The organism is Variovorax sp. P4_B10, from assembly GCF_056402375.1.
In genome coordinates, this window is sequence record NZ_JBFUHN010000003.1 from 25,357 (window position 1) to 48,086 (window position 22,730).

Sequence of the window (22,730 nt, forward strand, 5' to 3'; positions counted from 1 at the left end):
CACGCCATGAGCAACAACACCCCCCGCCTCGCCTGGTTCAAGATCGCCCCCAAGGCCTTCCAGGCCATGATCGCCGTCAACGGTGCCATCGAATCGACCACGCTCGGCAAGACGCTGGTCGACCTCGTCTTTGCCCGCGTCTCGCAGATCAACGGCTGCGCCTACTGCCTCGACATGCATGTGCGCGACCTGCGCCAGCAGGGCGAAGACTGGCAGCGCATCAACAGCCTGGCCACCTGGCGCGAAGTGAGTTTCTTCAGCGAGCGCGAGCGTGCGGCCCTCGACTGGGCCGAAACGCTGACGCGCCTGCCCGAGCACCATGGCGCGCGCGATGCCGAATTCGAAGGCCTCAAGGCGCATTTCAGCGACCTCGAGATCGTCGAGCTCTCGATTGCGATCGCGCAGATCAATGCATGGAACCGCATGGGCGTCGGCATGCGCCTGCCGGTGGCCGCCAAGGCCATGCCCTGAGGCTGCGAACTAGCGTCGCTCGACCACCATCGGCGCGATGCGCAGGCTCTCGCGCAACTGCGTGACGGCTTCGCCGGCCGCATTGCGCGAAGCGAACGGTCCGGCCTGCAGGCGGTGCGTGCCGGTTTCGCTGAAAACGCGCAGCTGCGGCGCCAATGACGGCAGGCCGCGTGCGGCCTGGCCCAGCAAGGTCTCTGCGCCGTCGCGTTCGCGGAAGGCGCCGAGCTGGACCCAGAAACCCGCCACCGCCGCAGAAGACGGCGCAGCCGATGACGCCAGGGGTGCCGGAGCCGGCGCTGCGATCGGCGCCAGCGGCGCAAGGTCGGTGACCACGATGGCCTGTCGCGGTGCCGCGGCTTCCGGCTCGATGGCCGGAGGCGCTGCTTGTGCAGCCGGCGCCATCGGTGTTTGCGGCACGACCGGCATCGTCGAGGCCGCCGGGGCGTTCATCGCCACCGGCGCGACCCAGGCCGAGGGTACGGGCACCGACGCAGTTGCCGCCATGCGTTGCGGTGCCTGCGAAGCCGAGGCATATGCAGTCCCCGAATCCCTTCGCCACGCCCCCGTGCGGATGTCTTCATTCGTGATCCGTTCGATCTCCACCGGCGCCACGCCGCGCAGCAGGTCCAGCTTGAGCGCGGCCGTGTAGCTCAGGTCGATGATGCGGCCGTCCACGAACGGGCCACGGTCGTTCACCCGCACGATCACCTCGCGTCCATTGGCCGGGTTGCGCACCCGCACATAGCTCGGCAGCGGCAGCGTCTTGTGCGCGGCCGTCATGGCGTACATGTCGTAGGGCTCGCCGCTCGCGGTCGATACGGCGTGGAACTTGCGGCCGTACCACGAGGCGATGCCGGATTCCTGGAACGGCCGGTCGTCGGTGATCGGCTGGTAGGCGCGGCCCAGCACCGTGTAGGGCTTGCTGGTGCCGCCGCTGCCGCGGATGGCTTCGATGCGGGGCTCGGCATCGGGCACGCTGGCGAGGTCCGGCGGAATATTGGTGCCGGGCCCGTCACGGCCGCTGGCCACGCCGCCTCCGCTGCGCGGACCGCTGGCGCAGCCCGCAAGAAGAACGGCGACAGCCACCGCGCACATCACCGCCGCTTTCCCTGCGCCCTGCAAGGGGGTTGGCGAAGCGACACGAAGTGCGCGAAGACTGGGGGTGAGCCTCATCCTCCGAATACCGCCTTCCAGAGCGCCAGCATGGCTTCGCGTTCGGCGGCCAGTGCGGGCGGGGTGACCTGGGTCGGTTCTTCGTTCAGGCGCGCACGATGCTGCACGCGGCGCAGCTCGCGATAGGCCCTGGCCGCATTGCGGCCGACGCCCTCGGGCAGCAACCCCGCCAGTTCGGCGCGCAGCAGCAGCGCAATGTTGCCGACATTGGGAATCAGCTCGGGATGCTCGCCCGACGAAGACAGCACCAGGAACTGCACCGCGAACTCCGCGTCCACCATGCCGCCGGGGCTGTGCTTCACGTCGAAGCGGTCGGCCTTCACTGGCCGCGCGCCGCGCACCTTCTCGCGCATCGCGATGATCTCGGCCTTGAGCGCTTCGCGGTCGCGCGGCGCCACGATCACGGCTTCGCGCACCTGGTCGAAGCGCGCGCCCAGCTCGGCGCCATGGTCCGCGCTGCCGAGCACGAAGCGCGCGCGCGTCATGGCTTGGTGCTCCCAGGTCCACGCCGTGTTGCTGCCGCGGCCGAGTTGGTACTTCTCGTAGGCCTCGAAGCTGGTGGTGAGCAGGCCCGAGTTGCCGTTGGGGCGCAGGGCGGTGTCGATCTCGAACAGGTCGCCCTCGCGCGTCTTCACGGTGAGCCAGTTGATCAGCTTGCGCACATAGGCCGCATAGACCTCGCCGGCACGCTCGTCGTCATCGTCGTAGACGAACACGATGTCGAGGTCGCTGCCGTAGCCCAGCTCCTTCCCGCCCAGCTTGCCGTAGCCGATGATCGCGAACTGCGGCACCTCGCGGTGGCGGTTGCGCACATGCGGCCAGCACCAATGGGCCGTCACGCGCAGCGTGGTGTCGGCCAGCGCGCTCAGGTCGTCGGCCACCTGCTCGACGGTGATGCGGCCGTCGACGTCGCGCGCCAGCGTGCGGAACACCTCGGCATGGTGGGCATGGCGCAGCAGGTTCAGCAGGCGCTCTTCGTCGGCTTCGCCGGTGCGGGTGAGCGATGCGTGGCGTGCTTCCAGCTCGCGCTCGAACTCGGCCGCCACGAAGCGGCCGGACAGCATCTCGTCGCTGGCGAGTTCGTCGATCACGCCCGGGTGCTGCATCAGGTAGCGCGCGGGCCACTTCGCGGCGCCCAGCAGCCGCAGCAGGCGTTCCTGCACCGCGGGCCGTTCGACCAGCAGCGCCAGGTAGCTCTCGCGCCGCAGCAGGGGTTCGATCCAGTCGGCCCAGCGCAGGGCGGCATCCGCATGGCGCGGCGTTTGCCCCGGACCGTCGCCATCGGGTTCCTTCAGCCATTGCCCGGTGCGCTGCACCAGCTGGCGCAGCCGCGCCCGCGTTTCCTCGCGCAGGGCGAGCACACGCGGCGTTTCGCACCAGTTCCGGATGCGTTCGGCAAAGGCGGGCGGCAGGTCGTCGAGCAGATCGGCCAGGTCGGCCGGCGCGGCCGGGGCCTTCTTGCCGTTGCACTTGCCGTTGCAGGGCTTCTCGCCGCCCAGCAGCTTGTCGAATTCCTGCGCGACGAACTCGCGGTGCGTGTCCAGTTGCGCGAGGAACGGGCAGGAGTCTTCATAGCCCATCGTCTGCGCGATCCAGCGCAGGTCGTCGTCGGCCACCGGCAGCACATGGGTCTGCTGGTCGTCGAGGTACTGGATGCGGTGCTCGACGCGGCGCAGGAATTCATAGGCCGAGGCCAGCGCATCGGCGGTTTCCTGCGGCATGAGGTTGGCCCGTGCGAGGCGCTGCAGCGCGTCGAGCGTGGGCCGCGTGCGCAGTTCGGGGAACTGTCCACCGCGCACCACCTGCAGCAGCTGCACGGTGAATTCGATCTCGCGGATGCCGCCGCGCGAGAGCTTGACGTCGTTCGCGCGCTCGGGCCGTCCGGCGCTGCGGCGTGCCGACTGCTCGCGGATCTGCCGGTGCAGCGTGCGCAGCGAATCGAACACGCTGTAGTCGAGGTAGCGGCGGAACACGAAGGGCAGCACCGCGCCGCGCAACCCCTGCGCGTGCCCGCCGAGCACGATGTCGCGCGGCGCCACCACCCGGCTCTTCATCCAGGCGAAGCGCTCCCATTCGCGGCCCTGCACCTGGAAATACTCTTCGAGCGCATCGAGCGAGACCACGCTCGGCCCCGAGTTGCCGTTGGGCCGCAGCGCCAGGTCGACGCGGAACACGAAGCCGTGCTCGGTGGTATCGCCCACCAGCGCATAGATGCGCTTCACGGCGCGCGAGAAGTACTCCTGGTTCGCGAGGCGGCCGCGGCCGTCGGCATCGCCCTTCGTCTCGCCGTCGAGGTCGTACAGGTAGATCAGGTCGATGTCGCTCGACACGTTGAGCTCGCGTGCGCCGAGCTTGCCCATGCCGATCACCCAGAGCTGCGCGCGCTGGCCGTCGGGGCCGAGGGGCGCGCCATGCACCGCATCGAGTTCGTGGCAGGCGTCGCGGCAGGCGATGTCGAGCGCCAGCTCCGCGAGTTCGGTGACCGCCGTGGTTACCACGGCGAGCGGCGCCTGCGCATCGCAATCGAGCGTGACGAGCCGCTCCATCACCAGCTGCCTGACAATACGCAGTGCATCGCCCACCGCGTCACCGCGCTGGCGCAATGCCTCGAAGGCCACGGCCATCGATTCGCGCCGCGGCTCGCCCGGGGGAAGCAATGCAAGCTCGGCCGCATACCTGCGCCGCAGGCGCTGGACGAAACGGGAACAGGAAGAAAACGCGGTCTGCGTCGAAGTGGCTGGCAACTGGTTCACACTGATGCTGGTTTCCGTGGAACCCCTCTGAATGCTGGCGGTCATAATTCCCGACACAGCGCGATCCTCAATGAACGACACGRCGTCTACCCCTTCACGTCTGCTCAAAATCACCGCTGTGACGGCGCGCTGGCTGTTGGGTCTGCTGATCGCTGCATGGCTTCTGCTGGCTCTGTCAGTCGTTGTCCTACACGCGTGGATTGTGCCGCGAATCGGCGAATACCGCGGCGCACTGGAGGCACAGGCTAGCAAGGCCATCGGCGTGCCGGTGCGCATCGGGTCGATCACCGCCCGGCCCGAGGGGCTTTTCCCGGCCTTCGAACTGCGCGACGTGGTGCTGCTGGATGCGCAGAAGCGGGAGGCGCTTCGCCTCGTGCGCGTGGTGGCGAGCGTGTCGCCGCGCTCGCTCTGGCGCCTCAATTTCGAGCAGCTCTACATCGAAGGTCCGCAACTCGACGTGCGCCGCGATGCTCAGGGAAAACTCCATGTGGCTGGATTGCACATGGACACCGATACGACCGGAGAGATCCGCGCCGCCGACTGGTTTTTTGCCCAGCGCGAGTTCGTCATCGAAGGCGGCACCGTGCGCTGGACCGACGAGCAGCGCCAGGCCGAGCCGCTGCTCCTGACCGACGTGCGCTTCGTGGCGCGCAACGGTGGGCGGCGCCATGGCCTGCGGCTCGACGCCACGCCGCCGGCCGGCTGGGGCGAACGCTTCACGCTGCGCGGCCTGTTCCGCCAGCCGCTGCTGTCGGTGCGCACCGGCCGCTGGCAGACCTGGGACGGACAGATCTATGCCGACCTGCCCTACATCGACGTCACCCGCCTCGGGCGCTATGTCTCGCTCGACGCCCGCATCCGCGAGGGCAACGGCGCAGTGCGGCTGTGGGCCGACGTGGAAGACGGCCAGTTCGCGGGCGGCGCGGCCGACCTGGGACTCGATCGGGTCGATGTCTCGCTGGGCAAGGGGCTGCAGCCGCTGGTGCTGCGCACCGTCACCGGCCGCCTCGCGGGCCAGTTGAACGACCAGACCCTCGAGTTCTCGACCACCGCCTTGCAGTTCGACACCGTCGACGGCCTGCGCTGGCCCGGCGGCAACCTCTGGCTGCAGCACACGCCGGCCAAGGGGCGCACGCCCGAGCAGGGGGCGCTGCGTGCCGACCGGCTCGACCTGGCCGCACTGGTACTCATCGGGGACCGGCTGCCGCTGGGCGATGCCACGCACCGCGTGCTCGACAGCTATGCGCCGCGCGGCCTGGTCGAGCATGTCGACCTGAGCTGGCAAGGCTCCCTGGGCGCGCCCGACAAGTACCAGGCGCGCGGACGCGTCAGCGGCCTGCGCATCGCCTCGCAGCCGGCGCCGCCTGCGACACCCGCCGCGACGGGCACGGCCACCACGACGGCCGCGACCGCCGCGACCGCCGCGGCCGCGCCTCCCCGGATCCGTCCCGGCACCCCCGGCCTGAGCGGCGCCACGCTCGACTTCGACGCCACCCACACCGGCGGCACCGCCACGCTCGCCATCGCGCAGGGGACGCTCGAATTCCCCGGCGTGTTCGAGGAGCCCGTCATTCCGATCGACCGGCTCTCCACCCAGCTCCAGTGGAAGCTCGACAGCGGCCACATGCAGATGCAGGTCTCCAAGCTGCGCTTCGCCAACGCGGATGCCGAAGGCGATGCCGAAGCCAGCTGGCGCACCAGCGACCCGGCCGTCTCGAGCGGCAAGGCCCGCTTTCCCGGCGTGCTCGACCTGAAGGGCAAGCTGACCCGCGCCGACGGCACGCGCGTGTTCCGCTACCTGCCGCTCGACATTCCCCAGCACACGCGCAACTACGTGCGCGACGCAGTCACCAAGGGCACCGCCAGCAGCGTCGATTTCCGCGTGCGCGGCGACCTGCACGACATGCCGTTCATGGACCCGAAGCAGGGCGAGTTCCGCATCGCGGCCAAGGTGGCCGATGTCAACTACGCCTATGTGCCCGCCACCGCCATCGCCATTCCCGCGCGCACCGGCGTGCCCGCCCCCGTGTGGCCGGCGCTCACCGGCCTTTCGGGCGAGCTGGTGTTCGAGCGCGCCGGCATGCTGGTGCGCAATGCGCGCGGCCGCCTGGCCGGCGCCGCCGGCGTCGAGGTGACCAAGGCCGAGGCGCAGATCGCCGACATGTCGCACCACGCGGCGCTGCTGCGCGTCGATGCCCAGGCCAAGGGGCTGCTCGGCGAGGTGCTGCGCGTGGGCGCACCGCTGGCCGGCGAAGCCGGCGAGATCATGCTGCGCGCACGCGCCACCGGCTCCGCCGACTACAAGCTGCACCTCGAACTGCCGCTCGCAGCCATGAACAACGCCAAGGTGCAGGCCAGCGTGGTGCTCGCCGACAACGAGCTGCAGGTGGTGCCCGAGGCGCCGTCGCTCAGCCAGGCCAGGGGCACGCTGAACTTCACCGAAACCGGCTTCTCGCTGGCCGGCGTGCAGGCCAGGCTGCTCGGCGGCGACATCCGCATCGAAGGGCGCGGCCGCTTCACCGGCCCCAACCGAGACGTCGCGCTGAAAGCGCAGGGCACGGCCACCGCCGACGGCCTGCGCAATGCGCGCGAGGCCGAATGGCTGGCGCGGCTCGCCAAGAAGGCCAGCGGCAGCACGCCCTATGCAGCCACCTTCTCGGTGCGCGACGGCGCGTCCGAACTCTCCCTGACGAGCAGCCTGCAGGGACTCGCCCTGCAATTGCCGGCGCCGCTCGTGAAGACTGCCGAGGAGCAGATGCCGCTGCGCATCGAGAAGAAGGTGCTGGCGCGTGAAACCCGTCAGGGCGGCGCCACCGTCGCCACGCAGGACCAGCTCTCGCTCGAACTGGGCCGCATCGGCGCGGTCGAGTACGTGCGCGATATCTCGGGCGCCGAGGCCCGTGTGCTGCGAGGCAGCATCGGCGTTGGCCTCACCGCGGGCGAGACCGCGAGCCTGCCCGACAAGGGCGTGTTCGCGAACGTCAACGTGGCCAAGCTCGACATTGCCGCATGGGACGCCCTGCTGGGCGCCGCCGCGAGCAGCAGCGCGCCCGAAGCGGCAGGCGCCGCCGAAGACCCGGCGCAGGCCTACCTGCCCACCCGCGTTGCCGTGCGCGCGCAGCAGCTCGGCGTTGCCGGGCGCACCCTGCACAACGTGGTGCTGGGCGGCACGCGCGACGGTTCGCTCTGGCGCGCCAACATCGACGCCAGCGAGCTCAGCGGCTATGCCGAGTACCGCCACACGCAGGCCGGCCGGCTCTATGCGCGGCTCGCGCGGCTCAAGATCGCGCCGGCCGAGGCGACCCAGGTCGAGGCCCTGCTCGACGAGCAGCCGGGCACCCTGCCGGCCCTCGACATCGTGATCGACGACTTCGAGCTGCTCGGCAAGCGGCTCGGCCGCGCCGAGATCGATGCGGTCAACCGCGGCGGCGCGGGCCGCGAATGGCTGCTCAACAAGCTGACCTTCACCATGCCCGAGGCGAACTTCGCGGCCAAGGGCACCTGGGCCGCCGTTCCCGGGGCCGCCCCTGGCCAGCGCCGCACGGCCATGACCTTCAGGCTCGACATCGCCGATGCCGGCGACCTGCTCACGCGCTTCGGCATGCCGGGCGTGCTGCGGCGCGGCCGCGGCCGCCTCGAGGGCGACGTGAACTGGCGCGGCTCGCCGTTCTCGCTCGACTACCCCAGCCTGGGCGGGCAGCTGCAGGTCGACGTGGAGTCGGGCCAGTTCCTCAAGGCCGATCCGGGCCTGGCCAAGCTGCTCGGTGTGCTGAGCCTGCAGGCGCTGCCGCGCCGGCTCACGCTCGATTTCCGCGACGTGTTCAGCCAGGGCTTTGCCTTCGACTTCATCCGCGGCGATGCGAAGATCGCCAAGGGCATCGCGAGCACCAACAACCTGCAGATGAAGGGCGTCAACGCCGCCGCGCTGATGGACGGCTCGGCCGACATCGTGCGCGAGACGCAGAACCTGCGCGTGGTCGTGGTGCCCGAGATCAATGCCGGCACCGCCGCGCTGGTGGCCACCGCCATCAACCCGGCCATCGGCCTGGGCACCTTCCTCGCGCAGTGGGTACTGAGCAAGCCGCTCTCGGCCGCCGCCACGCAGGAGTTCCACATCGAAGGCACCTGGGCCGACCCCAAGATAGCCAAGGTGCCTCGTACGCTGCAGCTGCTGCCCACCCTTCCAGGGCAGACGGGCCAGACAGCCCCCTCGCCCGCGAACGAAGGCAAGAAAACGGAGACCACGCAATGAAAGTCGCAGCCGTCCAGATGGTGTCGGCCATCGCCCGCGAAGCCAACCTCGCGCGCGCCCACGACCTGCTCGCGCAGGCGGCCGCGGCCGGTGCCGAGCTGGCGGTGCTGCCCGAGTATTTCTGCATGATGGGTGCGCGCGACACCGACAAGCTGGGCCTGCGCGAGACGGCCGGCGCGGGCATGGTGCAGGGCTTCCTGGCCGACGCGGCGCGCGAATTCGGCCTCTGGATCGTCGGCGGCACGCTGCCGATAGAGAGCACCGATGCCGAGCACGTATTCAACAGCTCGCTGTGCTATTCGCCCGAGGGGACATGCGTGGCGCGCTACGACAAGATCCACCTTTTCTTCTTCGACAACGGCACCGAGCGCTATGACGAGCGCCGCGTGATCGCGCCGGGCGCGCAGCCGGTCGTGTTCGACCTGCCCTCGCGCGACGGCCACACCTGGCGCGTCGGCATGAGCGTCTGCTACGACCTGCGCTTTCCCGAGCTGTACCGCGCGCTCGCCAGGCAGGGCGCCGACCTGCTGCTGGTGCCCAGCGCCTTCACCCGCACCACGGGCGCGGCGCATTGGGAGGTGCTGCTGCGCGCCCGCGCCATCGAGAACCTGGCCTGGGTGGTTGCGCCCGCGCAGGGCGGCACGCACGAGAACGGCCGCCAGACCTGGGGCCAGTCGCTGGTGATCGATCCCTGGGGCACGGTGGTGGCGCAGCAGGCCAGCGAAGAAGGCGTGGTGCTGTTCGACATCGATGCCCGGCAGGTCGAGCGCACGCGCACGCAACTCCCCGTCCTTTCCCACTGCGTTCTCTAGAAATGTCCGATGCGTTGACCGTCGCACCGCAGCGGTGGGCGCTTTCGGCGTTCGCGCGCCTGCGCTCGCTGTGGCAGCGCTGGTTCCTGTGGCTGCTGCTCGCGGTGCTGGTGTCGGTACTGCTGGTCACCGTGGTCTGGCTCGCGGGGCGGCACGAAGTCGAACAGGTGCAGGCTGCGCTGGACCGCGACACCGCCGATGCCGTCTCCGACCTGCGCAGCGGCTTCCAGCGCAACGCGCAGAGCCTGCGCGCCACGCAGGCGTCCGGCACCGACCGATCGCAATGGCCCGACGCGGCCGCTGCCCTGCTGCGCGAGCACCGCGAATGGCTGCGGCTCGAATGGCGCGATGCCGCGCTGCGTCCGCTCGAAGCGGTCAACACACCCTACCGCATGCGCATCCTCGACGAGGCGAGCCGTGGGCCCGAGCAGTCCGATGTGACGCTGGCCTGCGCGGCGGCCCGCAAGCTCGGCGCGCCGGCCTATTCGCCGAGCCACTACGTACCGACTTCCGGCGGCGGCGGTGTCGAGGTGATGGAGCTTTGCGTGCCGATCGATGCGGGCGGCTTCCTCGTCGCCAGCTATTCGCTGCGCGACGCGCTCATCGAGCTGGTCGGCCCCACGCTCACGCGCGGGCAGGAGGTGGCGTTCACCGAAGCCGACGGCACGCGGCTGGTGGCGCTCGGCAGCTCGCGCCGCACCGGCACGCGCGTGTTCACCTCGCAGCAGCTGATCGACCTGCCGGGCGCCGCGCTGATGCTGCGCGTCGATGGCTGGCGCGCCGCGCCCGACCTGTTCCCGAACATGCTCACCGCACTGGTCACCGCGATCTCGATCGCGCTGGTGTCGGTGCTGGTCCTGCTCGCGCGCGACACGCGGCGGCGGCTGCGCGCCGAGCGCGACCTGGCCGATGCGCTGGCCTTTCGCAAGGCGATGGAAGACTCGGTCATCACCGGCCTGCGCGCGCGCGACCTGCAGGGGCGCATCACCTACGTGAACCCGGCCTTCTGCGAGATGGTCGGCTTCAGCCCCGAAGAACTCATGGCGGACAACGCCGATGCGCCCTACTGGCCCACCGAGCTGGCGCACGAATACCAGCAGCGCCAGGCGCGGCGGCTGGCCGGCGGCATGCCGCCGCGCGAGGGTTTCGAATCGGTCTTCATGCGCAAGGACGGCACGCGCTTTCCGGTGCTCATCTTCGAAGCGCCGCTGATCAACGCGCACCGCGTGCAGACCGGCTGGATGAGCGCCTTCATCGACGTGAGCGAGCAGCGCCGCATCGAGGAACTCTCGCGCGCCAGCCAGGAGCGCCTGCAGGCCAGCGCGCGGCTCGCCACCGTCGGCGAGATGGCCTCGCTGCTGAGTCACGAACTCACGCAGCCGCTGGCCGCCATTGCCAGCTACGCGAGCGGCTCGCTCAACCTGCTCGGCACCGACGCGAAGGGCGACCAGGGCGAAGTCGCGATGGCGGTGCGCCGCATCGCCGAGCAGGCCGACCGCGCCGGCCAGGTGATCCGCAGCGTGCACGACTTCGTGCGCCGGCGCGACCGCACGCGCGAGGCCGTCGCGCCGCAGGCGCTGATCGATGCGGTGCTGCCGCTGGTGCGGCTGCAGGCGCGCAAGCTCGGCGTGATCATCGAGGTGGTGCTCGAAGACCGGCTGCCCGCGGCCATGTGCGACCGCACGCTGGTCGAGCAGGTGCTGCTCAACCTGGCGCGCAACGCGATGCAGGCAATGGACAGCCCCGACAACGTCGGCAGCCGCGTGCTGCGGCTGCGCGTGGCGCGCGCCGTGGCGGTGGGCGGCGCGGGCGTCGAAGACGGGCGCCGCTGGCTGGAGTTTTCGGTGGCCGACCTGGGCTGCGGCATCAGCGAAGAGGTTGCGCAGCGCCTCTTCACGCCCTTCTTCACCACGCGCGCCGACGGCATGGGGCTGGGCCTGAGCCTTTGCCGCACGGTGGTGGAGCAACACGGGGGCGCGCTGATGTTCGAGCCCAACCGTCCTCGCGGGACGGTATTCCGGTTCACTCTCCCGGCCGCGGGATGAACGCGTTTTCTTTTTCTCTGCTGGATCTCATGGCATGCAACCGCTGATCGATGGATTGATCTTTATCGTGGACGACGACGCCAGCGTGCGCGAGGCGCTGGCCTGGCTGCTGCGTTCGCGCCGCCTGGCCAGCGAGCATTTCGGGAGCGCCGAGGCCTTCGAGCAGCATCTGGCGCAAGGCCCCCTGCCCGAGCAGCCGCTGTGCCTGCTGCTCGACGTGCGGATGCCCGGCACCAGCGGGCTGGTGCTGTTCGACCGGCTCGCGGAGCGCGGCCTGCTGGAGGCGATGCCGGTGATCTTCCTGACCGGCCATGCCGACGTGCCGACGGCCGTCGATGCGGTCAAGCGGGGGGCTTTCGATTTCTGCGAGAAGCCGTTCTCGGACAACGCGCTGGTCGACCGCATCGAGCAGGCGCTGGGCGCGTCGCTGCGCGCGCTTGAAGTGCAGCGCGTGCGCCGCAGCCTCGCTGTGCGCGTCGCCGAGCTGACGGACCGCGAGCGCGACGTGATGCGGCTCGTGGTCGAGGGGCTGCCGAACAAGCTGATCGCCGACCAACTGGCGATCAGCGTGCGCACGGTGGAGGTCCACCGCGCGCGCGTGTTCGAGAAGATGGAAGTGAAGTCGGCCGTGGAGTTGGCCAACCGACTTCGGGGTCTCTAGAAGATCAGGCCTTTTCCGCCACGAAGATTTCGACGCGGCGGTTCTGGGCGCGGCCGGAGGCCGTGCCGTTGTCGGCCAGAGGTTCGCGCGAACCACGGCCATCGGTCGTGATCGCGGTGGTCGACACGCCGCGTCCCACCAAGTGGTTGCGCACGCTGTCGGCGCGGCTCACCGAGAGGCGCTCGTTGCCTTCTTCGCTGCCCCTGTTGTCGGTGTGGCCGACCGCGCGCACGCTGGCGGCGGTGGCGCTCTTCAGGCCTTCGGCGACCTTGTCGAGCACCTGCGCGAGGTTGCGCTTGACGTTGGAGCGGCCCGTGTCGAACGACAGCTCATTGGGAATGATCACGTGCAGCTGGTTGTCGGCGGTCTGCTCGATCACCACGCCCGTGCCCTTGGTGGAGGCCTCGAGGTCGGTCTTCAGCGCGGCCAGGCGTGCGGTCCAGCTGTTGGCTGGCGCGGCAGGCTGGGCAGCCGGCGCGGGCTGGGCCGGCGGCGGCGACTGCGAAGCGCAACCCGCGATGAACGTCAATGCAGCCGCTGCTGCACCCGAAACAAGAAGCTTCCTCATGAATTTTCCCTCTGATGGACCATTGAAAAAAACGACGGGAACCGGCCGTTCGACGCGGCCGGTTTCCCCGGTGGGTGTGCCTGATCAGCCGCGCGGGCCGCGCTCACCCACATAGATTTCGACGCGGCGGTTCTGCGCGCGGCCGGCGTCGGAATTGTTGTCGGCCACCGGCTCGTGCGAACCGCGGCCTTCGACGCGGAAGGCCGCCGCGTTCACGCCGCGTGCGACCAGGTAGTCGCGCGTGCTGGTGGCGCGCTCGACCGACAGCGGGTTGTTGATGGCGTCGGAGCCGGTGCTGTCGGTGTGGCCGATGATGCGGACCTCGGCGTTCGGATTGTTGCGCAGGCCGCTCGCGAACTGGTCGAGCACCGGTGCGAAGTTCGGCTTGATGTTGGCGCGGCCCACGTCGAACGACACGTCGCTCGGGATCGCGAGCTTCAGCTCGTTGTTCTGCGTCTGGGTCACGGCCACGCCGGTGCCCTGGGTGGCGGCTTCCATCTGGCGCTTCTGGTTTTCCATGCGCTGCGACCACAGGTAGCCGCCCAGCGCGCCGGCGGCCGCGCCGACCACTGCGCCGGTGCCGATGGCGCCCCGGTTGCCGCCGGTGGCCGAACCGATGGCGGCGCCGCCGAGCGCGCCGATGCCGGCACCGATGCCGGTGTTGCGCTGGGTGTCGGTCATCCCGCCGGCACAGCCGGAGAGGACGAGGGCGGCGGCGGTGGTTGCGAGTACGAACTTTTTCATGGCAATCCCTTTCGGTGTTGAATCAGGCGGGCCACAGCTTAGCTCCCGAGCGTACGCGATGGTACGGGCTCAAGGCACTACGGAAAATAAGAAAACCTTCGCCGTTGGGCGTGAATGCTGCGATGATTGCTACTAAAGTAATAGCGAGCAGGTGCTTCTCCGACACAGGCCGGCGGCCTGGGGCTACGCAAACAATTCACGTTTTCGGCGGCGGGTCCCGGTCTTCGGCTTCGTGGCCAGCCTCGGGTTCGGCTTCGCCGTGCAATTCACCCTTATCGCGGCCGGAAAACATGGTCCACCAGATGATCAAGATGAACACGAGTCCTGCGGCGAGGGCTTCAAGCAGAATCAAACCCATGAGAAATGGACTCCAGTGGCTGGTCGGGCTTGTGATCGTAGCAACGCTCGCCGGCTGTTCCGTCGGCCCGCGCGTGCCCGACGCCCCCACCCGCCCTTCCGTCACCCCGCCGCGCGACCTCGGACCGCTGACAGGCTCGCTCGCGCACCCCAAGAGCCGCTGGGTGCCCGTCGGCTGGGCCGAACTGCCGGGCTTCGGCGAAGACCCGCTGCATGAAGCCTGGATCGCGCTGCTGGCCAACTGCGCGCGCCCCAATGCCGCCTTCGCACCGCTGTGCCGCGAGGTGCGCCAGCTGGCCATCGCCACCCCCGAGGAGCAGCGCCAGTGGATGACCGACCGGCTGCAGCCCTACCGCATCGAGTCGCTGAGCGGCCAGAGCGAAGGCAAGCTCACGAGCTACTACGAGCCGGTGTACGAAGCCTCGCGCGTGCCCACCGCCACCTTCAACGTGCCGCTCTACCAGGCGCCGGACGGGCTGGTGCCGCGCCGCCCCTGGTACACGCGCCAGGAAATCGAGACCCTGCCCGAAGCCCAGGCCGCGCTGCGCGGCCGCGAGATCGCGTGGATGGCCGACCCGATCGATGCACTGATGCTGCACATCCAGGGCTCCGGGCGCCTGCGCATCACCGAGGCCAACGGCCTGCAGCACACCGTGCGCGTGGCCTTCTCGGCCACCAACGAACAGCCGTACCGCAGCGTGCAGCAATGGCTGATCAGCCAGGGCGTGACCAAGGTCGGCAAGTGGCCCGACGACACCAAGGCCTGGGCCGTGCAGAATCCGCAGCGCGTGACGCAGCTGCTGTGGAGCAATCCGCGCTATGTGTTCTTCCGCGAGGAGGTCATGAGCGAGGTCGACGCCGCCTTCGGCCCGCGCGGCGCACAGGGCGTGCCGCTCACGGCGGGGCGCTCGATCGCGGTCGACCGCGAAAGCATTCCCTATGGCACGCCGGTCTGGCTCGCATCGAGCGGGCCGGCGGCGCAACTGCAGAAACTGGTGGTGGCGCAGGACACCGGCAGTGCCATCCTCGGCGCGGTGCGCGCCGACTATTTCGCAGGCACCGGCTCCGATGCCGGGCGGCTGGCCGCGAGCATGAATCAGCCACTGCGCCTGTGGGCGCTCTGGCCGAAGTAGCCCGCCTCGTTTCTTTTTTTCCAGGACCGGCACGCCGCGTGCCGGGCATGTGGCGTCATTGTTCTGTCATGAGCGATGCACGGTTTCGTCATGGTGGCCCCCTAAGGTCCTGCCTCTGACGAGAGGCTGACTTTTTGCCTCACGACGCCCCCTCCACGATTCCTGGAAAACAAAATGACTGATTCCACCAAGGCCCCCAGCGCTTCCCGCCGCCATGCCCTGCGATTGATGGGCGCGGCTCCCATGCTCCCCCTCGGCGGCGTTGCCTTCCTGACCGCTTGTGGCGGTGGCGGCAACGGCGCCCAGGGGTTCCTGCCCATCGCGCCCGCACCGGCGCCTCCGGCCCCTGCACCAGCTCCCGCCAATTTCGTTTCTGCCGAATTCACCGGCATGGCCGCACCGACGCTCGCAACGCCCGACTTGATGGCGACCACCACGGTCGGCTCCACGCTCAAGGTGTCGTTCGACAACGGCAGCTCCACCGAATACAAGCTGGACTACAAGCCCTTCTTCCTGACCGGCGACATGGTGTCCGACGGCAAGGGCGGCAAGATCCTGGCGGGCGGCTATGTCGACATCAACAACCAGCCGATCATCGATGCCTCGGTGGCCGGCAAGGAACGCCAGTTCTTCTCCGACAGCCCCGACGGCACCTCGCTGCTCGCGCTGTCGAACGCCAATGTGGCCGGCGTCAAGGGCAAGCCGGTGTTCGCCGTGGTGCAGTTCGAATACACCACCCGCAACCAGAAGGGCGACAGCACCTATGGCACGCTGCCCTCGCCCATCGCGGTGCTCACGCTCGACCAGGACCAGGCCACCGGCAAACTGAGCCTGGTGAAGTACCACAACGTCGACATGTCGTCGGCGCACGGCCTGTGGATCACCTGCGGCGCCAGCCTCTCGCCGTGGAACACCCATCTCTCGAGCGAAGAGTACGAGCCCGATGCAGCGGCTATCGCCACCAACACCATGTTCAAGGCCTACAGCCAGAACGTGTTCGGCGACCCGACCAAGGCCAACCCGTACCACTACGGCCACCTGCCCGAAATCACGGTGAACCCCGACGGCACCGGCAGCGTCAAGAAGCACTACTGCATGGGCCGCATCTCGCATGAGCTGATCCAGGTCATGCCCGACAACCGCACCGCCATCATGGGCGACGACTACACCAACGGCGGCTTCTTCATGTTCGTCGCGGACAAGGAGAAGGACCTCTCGGCCGGCTCGCTCTACGTTGCAAAGTACGACGCGGGCTATTCCGTCGACCCGGCCGCGGCCGCCACCAAGATGTCGTGGATCAACCTCGGCCACGCCACCAGCGCCGAGATCGAGAACCTTGCCAACACGCTCAAGGCCAGCGACATCCTGGATGTGGTCTTTGCCGATCCGTCCGACGCCAGCTACACCAAGCTGTTCGCCGACGGTACCGCCAACTGGGTCAAGCTCAAGCCCGGCATGGAGAAGGCCGCCGCCTTCCTCGAAACCCACCGCTACGCCAACCTCAAGGGCGCCAGCATGGCCTTCACCAAGATGGAAGGCACCACCGTCAACATCAAGGACAAGGTGGCCTATTCCGCGCTGCAGAACATCCAGGACTCGATGGTCAGCGGCGGCAAGGGCTGGACGGCCGCCACCAACATTGCGTTGCCCAAGAAGCTCGGCGCCGGCGGCGTGATGGCGCACAACCTCGCGGGCGGCCAGAAGGACACCGAGGGCAACTCGATCAACAGCGACTGGGTGCCGACGCAGACCCGCGCGCTGATCGTGGGCGAAGACCTCGCCACGCCCGACGCACTGGGCAACACCTCCAACCCCGACAAGATCGGCAATCCCGACAACGTCAAGTTCTCTGAAAAGATGCGCACGCTGTTCATCGGCGAGGACAGCAGCAGCCACGTCAACAACTTCCTGTGGGCCTACAACATCGACACGAAGAAGCTCTCGCGCCTCATGTCGATTCCCGCGGGCGGCGAATCGACGGGCCTGCATGCGGTCGACGAGATCAACGGCTGGACCTACATCATGAGCAACTTCCAGCACCCGGGTGACTGGGGCGGCATCCATTCCAAGGTGCAGGCCACGCTCGACCCGCTGGTGCGCAAGAACTACAACGATCGCTTCAGCGCCGCTGTGGGCTACCTCACCGCCGACCCGATCCAGCCGAAGCTCGCCAAGTAAGCCATCGGCGCTTCGGATTCAGGACGGCGCTGCTGGCAACGGCAGCGCCGTCTTGTATCTGACCTGCTTCAGTGCAAAGCTCGAGCGGATCTTCTCGATCCCCGGAATCGGCGTGAGTTGCTCGAGGATGAATTTCTCCAGCGCCGCCATGTCGGCCACCGCGATGCGGATCAGGTAGTCGCTGTCGCCCGTCATCAGGTAGCACTCCATCACCTCGTCGTGCTCGGCGATGCGCTGCTCGAAGTCGGCGAGCGACTGCTTGCTCTGCGTCGTGAGGCTGATCGAGATGAACACATTGAGCCCGAGGCCCAGCGCCTTCGCACTCGCGAGCGCCACGTAACGGTCGATCACGCCATTCGCTTCGAGCACCTTCACCCGGGCGAGGCACGGCGAGGGCGAGAGGTGCACGCGGCGCGCCAGCTCCACGTTCGACAGCGCGCCGTCGCGTTGCAGCTCGTCGAGAATGCGCAGGTCGATGGCGTCCAGTTGCATGAAATGCCGCAGATTTAAGAGGTGGCGGAATTTTATGCTGCGCCGTCTGCATGGGCTTGCCAGCGCCGGTAGCTAATTTTCCGCATCGCGGCTTAAAGTGCCGGTATGAACGCCCCGATTTCCGCCGACCAGATGCGCGCCCTGCAGCTCGACACGCCGCTGTCGCACGACCCCGACCCCGCAGAGACTGCCGAATGGCGCGACGCCTTCCTGGCGCTGGCGCAGACGCACGGCCCGCAGCGCGCGCGCCAGATGCTGGTGGAGCTGGCCCGCCTCGCGCGGCAGCAACGCATCGGCTGGCAGCCCGAACTCGCCACGCCTTACGTCAACACCATCGCGGTGGAAGACCAGCCGCCGTTCCCGGGCGATCTCGCGGTCGAGGAGCGCCTCGCCTCGCTGATGCGCTGGAATGCGCTCGCGATGGTGGCCAAGGCCAACCAGGCGTATGGCGAACTCGGTGGCCACATCGCCAGTTACGCCAGCGCGGCCGATCTGTTCGAGACCGGCTTCAATCATTTCTTCCATGCGCGCAGCGACACCCACCGCGGCGACCTCGTGTTCTTCCAGCCGCACAGCGCGCCCGGCGTCTATGCACGCGCCTACTTGGAAGGCCGCCTCGGCGAAGAAGACCTCAAGCACTACCGCCAGGAACTCACCGCGCCGGCCTTCACCCAAGGCAGCGGCGCGCGCGGCCTCAGCAGCTATCCGCATCCCTACCTGATGCCGGACTTCTGGCAGTTTCCCACCGGCTCGATGGGCATCGGCCCGATCAGCTCGATCTACCACGCGCGCTTCATGCGTTACCTCACGCACCGCAACCTGCTCGACTGCGAGGGCAGGAAAGTGTGGGGCGTTTTCGGCGACGGCGAGATGGACGAGCCCGAATCGATGAGCGCGCTGACGCTGGCCGCGCGCGAGAAGCTCGACAACCTCGTGTGGGTCGTCAACTGCAACCTGCAGCGGCTCGACGGCCCGGTGCGCGGCAACGGCCGCATCATCGACGAGCTCGAGAAGCTGTTTGCCGGCGCGGGCTGGAACGTCATCAAGCTCGTGTGGGGCAGCGACTGGGACGGCCTGTTCGCGCAGGACGCGAGCGGCGCGCTCGCACGCGTGTTCGCCCACACCGTCGACGGCCAGATGCAGACCTTCGCGGCCAAGGACGGCCGCTTCAACCGCGACAACTTCTTCGGCCAGAACCCCGAACTCGCGCGCCTCGCCGAAGGCATGACCGACGAGCAGATCGACCGCCTCAAGCGCGGCGGCCACGACCTCGTGAAGATTCACGCGGCCTACGCTGCCGCGGCTGCGCACGGCGGCCAGCCCACCGTGATCCTCGCCCACACCAAGAAGGGCTATGGCATGGGCAGTGCTGCGCAGGGCAAGATGACCACGCACTCGCACAAGAAGATGGGCGACGTGGACCTCCTCGAATTCCGCGACCGCTTCAGCCTGCCGCTGACCGATGCGCAGGCCACCGCGATGGACTTCTACCGCCCGGCCGAGGACAGCCCCGAGATGCAGTACCTGCGCCGGCACCGCGAAGCACTCGGCGGCGCCATGCCGCGCCGCGAGACCGCCTGCGAGGTCGTGCCGAAGCCCGACATCGCGGGCTACGCGCAGTTCGCCACCGCGGCAGCCGGCAAGGAAATGAGCACCACCATGGCCTTCGTGCGCATGCTGGGCAACCTCATGAAGGACAAGGCCCTGGGCCCACGCATCGTGCCCATCGTGGCCGACGAGGCGCGCACCTTCGGCATGGCCAACCTGTTCAAGCAGGTGGGCATCTATTCGAGCGTGGGCCAGCGCTATGCGCCGGAAGACATCGGCTCGGTGCTGAGCTACCGCGAAGCCACCGACGGGCAGATCCTCGAAGAGGGCATCAGCGAAGCCGGCGCCGTCGCGAGCTGGACGGCTGCGGCCACCAGCTACAGCGTGCACGGCCTCGCGATGCTGCCCTTCTACATCTACTACTCGATGTTCGGCTTCCAGCGCGTGGGCGATGCCATCTGGGCCGCAGCCGACCAGCGGGCGCGCGGCTTCCTGCTCGGCGCCACGTCGGGGCGCACCACGCTCGGCGGCGAAGGCCTGCAGCACCAGGACGGCAGCAGCCACCTCGTGGCCGCGACCATTCCGAACTGCAAGGCCTACGACCCGGCCTTCGCGGGCGAGATGGCGGTGATCGTCGATGCAGGCATCCGCGAAATGATGGTCGAGCAGAAGGACGTTTTTTACTACGTCACGCTCATGAACGAGAACTACGCGCAGCCCGATGTGCCGCAAGGCGCGGAGGCGGGCATCCTGCGTGGCTGCTATCGCTTCGGCAACTATGCGCCGGCTTCAGGCAAGGCCAGGAAAAAGGTCACGCTCATGGGCTCGGGCGCCATCCTCACCGAGGTCGTCAAGGCTGCGCAGTTGCTGGCCGACGAAGGCATCGAGGCCGAGGTGTTCAGCGTCACGAGCTGGAGCGAACTCGCGCGCGACGGCCTGGCCTGCGAGACGCGGGCGATCGCAGGCGAGGAAGCTGGCTTGCCTTTCATTGCGCAGCAGCTCGGCGCAGGCAAGGGCCCGATCGTCGCCGCCACCGACTACGTGCGCGCCGTGCCCGAGAGCGTGCGCGCCTTCCTGCCCGAAGGCCGCCGCTACCTCACGCTCGGCACCGACGGCTTCGGCCGCAGCGACACGCGCGCGGCGCTGCGTGCGTTCTTCGGCGTGGATGCGGCCAGCATCGCGCGGGCGGCGCGGCACGCCCTGGGCTGAACCCCGGGGGGGCGGGGTGCCGGGCGCGCAGGCCTGCGTTAGAGTCGCAGGCCCCAACCCGCCCCGCGTCCATGACCGCCCGTTTCCAATCGCTCGCCCCCGCCGTCCGCCTGGCCGACCAGGTGGCCGATGCACTCGCGGCCGAGGTGCGCAGCGGGCGCTTGTCCGAAGGCGACCGCCTGCCGACCGAGGCGGTGCTCGCCGAGCAGTTCGGCGTGAGCCGCACCGTGGTGCGCGAAGCCGTCTCGCGGCTCAAGTCGTTGGGGTTGGTGGATTCGCGCCAGGGCAGCGGCGTGTATGTGCGCGCCGCCGGTGTCGAGCCGCTGCGCTTCGAGATGCCGCATGTGGCCTCGCGCGAAGCGGTGATCCAGATGGTCGAGCTGCGCCGCGCGCTCGAAGCCGAGGTGGCCGCGCTCGCGGCCGAGCGCCGCACCCCCGAGGACGTGCAGCGCATCCGCGACGCGATCGAGGCGCTGCATGCCGCGGTGGTGGCCGGCGGCAACGGCGCAGACGAGGACGTGCGCTTTCACCGCGCCATTGCCGAGGCCGCGCGCAACCCCTTCCTGATCGGCACGCTGCAGTACCTGCGGCAGTTCCTGCATGGCGCCACGCGTGTCACCCGCGCCAACGAGGCACGCCGCGCGGACTTCGCGCGCGAGGTGGCGCAGGAGCATGCGCAGATCGTCGAAGCCATCGAGGCCGGCGATCCGCTGCGCGCCCGCGAGGCCGCCAAGTCCCACATGGACAACGCCATCCGCCGCATCGAGCAGGCCGATCCGGCCTTCTGGCACCAGGAAGGCGCGCAGCTTGCGCGCCCGCTGGTCGAAGGCTGGCCCGTGGGCAAATAAAGGAAACGAGGTGTGAGTTTGCGGGTTTACCCGGGTCGGGCAAGTTGCCTCAAATTTGTATGATGACCTGACAAATCAAGAGGCGGCCGCGCTGCATGGCGACGGGATGACCTCGTTCTTTCATCATCCAAGCGGACTTTCCCTCATGACTCCAACCCTCCCGGCTGGCGCGCCTTTGACCGGTCTTGCCGATTTGCCGGCCGACGCCGCGCTCGAGAAGCGCACCTACGCCAAGGTGTTCTGGCGCCTCGTTCCCTTCCTGATGCTCTGCTACGTGGTCGCTTATCTCGACCGCGTGAACGTCGGCTTCGCCAAGCTGCAGATGGGGCAGGACCTGGGCTTCAGCGAAACCGTGTTCGGCCTCGGCGCCGGCATCTTCTTCCTCGGCTACTTCCTGTTCGAGGTGCCGAGCAACCTGCTGCTCAACCGCGTGGGCGCGCGCATCTGGATCGCGCGCATCATGATCACCTGGGGCCTGCTCTCGGCGTGCTTCGTGTTCGTGCAGACGCCCACCAGCTTCTACATCCTGCGTTTCCTGCTCGGCGTGGCCGAGGCGGGCTTCTATCCCGGCGTGATCCTCTACCTGACCCACTGGTACCCGGCGCACCGGCGCGCGCGGATCATCGCGGTCTTCATGTCGGCGATCCCGGTGGCGGGCATCTTCGGCAATCCGCTCTCGGGCTGGATCATGGACGGCTTCCACGGCGTGTCGTCGCTGCAGGGTTGGCAGTGGATGTTCATCATCGAAGCCATTCCTGCCGTGCTCGTGGGCGTGATGGTGCTGTTCTACCTGGACAACGGCATCCAGCAGGCACGCTGGCTCGCGCCCGATGAAAAGCGGCTGCTGCAGCGCGAGGTCGAGCGCGACCAGGCGCACGGCGCGAAAGGCCCGCATTCGGTGGCCGCGGTTTTCCGCGATGCGCGTGTGTGGTGGATGGCACTGATCTACTTCGCCTTCGTCATGGGCCAGTACGCGCTGACCTTCTGGCTGCCCACGCTGGTGAAGGCCACGGGCGTGCGGGGCAACCTGAACATCGGCCTGCTGAGCGCCATTCCGTTTCTCTGCGCCATCGTCGCGATGAACCTCTTCGGCCGCAGCGCCGACCGCCGGCAGGAGCGCCGCTGGCACCTGATCGTGCCCGCGATGATGGGCGCGGTGGGCTTCACCGTGGCCGCCTCGTACACGCAGAACACGACCGTGTCGCTGGCGTTCCTTTCGCTCGCGGCGGCCGGCGTGCTGACCTGCGCGCCGCTCTTCTGGTCGCTGCCCACCGCCTTCCTTTCGGGCACGGCCGCCGCCGCCGGCATTGCGGCCATCAATTCGGTGGGCAACCTCGCGGGCTTCGTGAGCCCGTACCTCATCGGCTATCTCAAGGACCTCACGGGCAGCACGCAGATCGGCATGTACGTGCTGGCCGCGGCGCTGGTGCTCGGGGCCATCGGCGTCTGGCTCACGCCCAAAAAACTCGTCAATCGCTGACCGGAG

The 22,730-nt window shown here is 68.7% G+C and carries 16 protein-coding genes; 10 read left to right on the forward strand and 6 right to left on the reverse strand.

Translation table 11 applies throughout. From position 1 onward, the window contains the following. Nucleotides 1-6 precede the first annotated feature (6 nt). Entirely contained in the window at nucleotides 7-471 is a 465-nt protein-coding gene (locus AC1DXX_RS02445; protein WP_478132577.1) for a carboxymuconolactone decarboxylase family protein, read from the forward strand. 9 nt (nucleotides 472-480) lie between these two features. Here the strand turns inward: AC1DXX_RS02445 and AC1DXX_RS02450 are convergent, their stop codons facing one another. Together AC1DXX_RS02450 and glnE are read right to left on the reverse strand one after the other, a co-directional pair. Then, nucleotides 481-1,566 carry a septal ring lytic transglycosylase RlpA family protein gene (locus AC1DXX_RS02450; protein WP_478132578.1) on the reverse strand — a complete coding sequence of 362 codons (1,086 nt, stop codon included), beginning with the start codon at nucleotides 1,564-1,566 and terminating at the stop codon, nucleotides 481-483. A 74-nt stretch (nucleotides 1,567-1,640) separates the two neighbouring features. Further along, the gene (gene glnE / locus AC1DXX_RS02455) at nucleotides 1,641-4,442 is read right to left on the reverse strand and encodes a bifunctional [glutamate--ammonia ligase]-adenylyl-L-tyrosine phosphorylase/[glutamate--ammonia-ligase] adenylyltransferase (protein ID WP_478132579.1); all 2,802 of its coding nucleotides are present in this window, start codon (nucleotides 4,440-4,442) and stop codon (nucleotides 1,641-1,643) included. 25 nt (nucleotides 4,443-4,467) lie between these two features. On the opposite strand from glnE, the gene AC1DXX_RS02460 reads away from it, so the two are divergent. The 4 genes from AC1DXX_RS02460 to AC1DXX_RS02475 are packed head-to-tail and all read left to right on the forward strand — an operon-like array spanning nucleotide 4,468 to nucleotide 12,167. Then, complete coding sequence (locus AC1DXX_RS02460) at nucleotides 4,468-8,649, forward strand: YhdP family protein (RefSeq protein WP_478132580.1); 4,182 nt, start codon at nucleotides 4,468-4,470, stop codon at nucleotides 8,647-8,649. Beyond that, complete coding sequence (locus tag AC1DXX_RS02465; RefSeq protein ID WP_478132581.1) at nucleotides 8,646-9,461, forward strand: carbon-nitrogen hydrolase family protein; 816 nt, start codon at nucleotides 8,646-8,648, stop codon at nucleotides 9,459-9,461. Before AC1DXX_RS02460 ends, AC1DXX_RS02465 begins: the two co-directional genes overlap by 4 nt. A gap of 2 nt (nucleotides 9,462-9,463) precedes the next feature. Next, complete coding sequence (locus AC1DXX_RS02470; RefSeq protein WP_478132582.1) at nucleotides 9,464-11,506, forward strand: two-component system sensor histidine kinase NtrB; 2,043 nt, start codon at nucleotides 9,464-9,466, stop codon at nucleotides 11,504-11,506. Nucleotides 11,507-11,540: 34 nt separating this feature from the next. Further along, nucleotides 11,541-12,167: a response regulator transcription factor gene (locus AC1DXX_RS02475; RefSeq protein ID WP_478132583.1), complete on the forward strand. Its 627-nt coding sequence runs from the start codon at nucleotides 11,541-11,543 to the stop codon at nucleotides 12,165-12,167. A 4-nt stretch (nucleotides 12,168-12,171) separates the two neighbouring features. Here AC1DXX_RS02475 and AC1DXX_RS02480 read toward each other — a convergent pair whose 3' ends face one another. The 3 genes from AC1DXX_RS02480 to AC1DXX_RS02490 form a co-directional block, all read right to left on the reverse strand. Beyond that, nucleotides 12,172-12,735 (reverse strand): OmpA family protein, encoded by a 564-nt coding sequence (locus tag AC1DXX_RS02480; protein WP_478132584.1) that lies wholly within the window; start codon nucleotides 12,733-12,735, stop codon nucleotides 12,172-12,174. Nucleotides 12,736-12,819: 84 nt separating this feature from the next. Next, the gene (locus AC1DXX_RS02485) at nucleotides 12,820-13,479 is read right to left on the reverse strand and encodes a YiaD family glycine zipper/OmpA-like lipoprotein (RefSeq protein WP_478132585.1); all 660 of its coding nucleotides are present in this window, start codon (nucleotides 13,477-13,479) and stop codon (nucleotides 12,820-12,822) included. Between the two features lie 196 nt (nucleotides 13,480-13,675). Further along, nucleotides 13,676-13,837, reverse strand: a complete 162-nt coding sequence (locus AC1DXX_RS02490) for a hypothetical protein (RefSeq protein ID WP_478132586.1) — start codon at nucleotides 13,835-13,837, stop codon at nucleotides 13,676-13,678. Between AC1DXX_RS02490 and mltA the strand changes: the two genes are divergently transcribed. Then, nucleotides 13,836-14,969 (forward strand): murein transglycosylase A, encoded by a 1,134-nt coding sequence (mltA, locus tag AC1DXX_RS02495; RefSeq protein WP_478132587.1) that lies wholly within the window; start codon nucleotides 13,836-13,838, stop codon nucleotides 14,967-14,969. The two genes, AC1DXX_RS02490 and mltA, sit on opposite strands and share 2 nt — an antisense overlap. Before the next feature lie 174 nt (nucleotides 14,970-15,143). Next, on the forward strand, nucleotides 15,144-17,147 hold the full coding sequence (locus AC1DXX_RS02500) for a PhoX family protein (protein WP_478132588.1): 2,004 nt from the start codon (nucleotides 15,144-15,146) through the stop codon (nucleotides 17,145-17,147). Nucleotides 17,148-17,165: 18 nt separating this feature from the next. Here the strand turns inward: AC1DXX_RS02500 and AC1DXX_RS02505 are convergent, their stop codons facing one another. Further along, nucleotides 17,166-17,639, reverse strand: coding sequence for an Lrp/AsnC family transcriptional regulator (locus tag AC1DXX_RS02505; RefSeq protein ID WP_478132589.1), 474 nt, complete (start codon nucleotides 17,637-17,639; stop codon nucleotides 17,166-17,168). A gap of 105 nt (nucleotides 17,640-17,744) precedes the next feature. Between AC1DXX_RS02505 and mdeB the strand changes: the two genes are divergently transcribed. The 3 genes from mdeB to AC1DXX_RS02520 all read left to right on the forward strand — a co-directional run bounded on the left by mdeB (nucleotide 17,745) and on the right by AC1DXX_RS02520 (nucleotide 22,724). Next, nucleotides 17,745-20,396, forward strand: a complete 2,652-nt coding sequence (gene mdeB / locus AC1DXX_RS02510) for an alpha-ketoglutarate dehydrogenase (RefSeq protein ID WP_478132590.1) — start codon at nucleotides 17,745-17,747, stop codon at nucleotides 20,394-20,396. Between the two features lie 71 nt (nucleotides 20,397-20,467). Next, nucleotides 20,468-21,244: a FadR/GntR family transcriptional regulator gene (locus AC1DXX_RS02515; RefSeq protein ID WP_478132591.1), complete on the forward strand. Its 777-nt coding sequence runs from the start codon at nucleotides 20,468-20,470 to the stop codon at nucleotides 21,242-21,244. Between the two features lie 145 nt (nucleotides 21,245-21,389). Then, nucleotides 21,390-22,724 carry an MFS transporter gene (locus AC1DXX_RS02520; protein WP_478132592.1) on the forward strand — a complete coding sequence of 445 codons (1,335 nt, stop codon included), beginning with the start codon at nucleotides 21,390-21,392 and terminating at the stop codon, nucleotides 22,722-22,724. Nucleotides 22,725-22,730 lie beyond the last annotated feature (6 nt).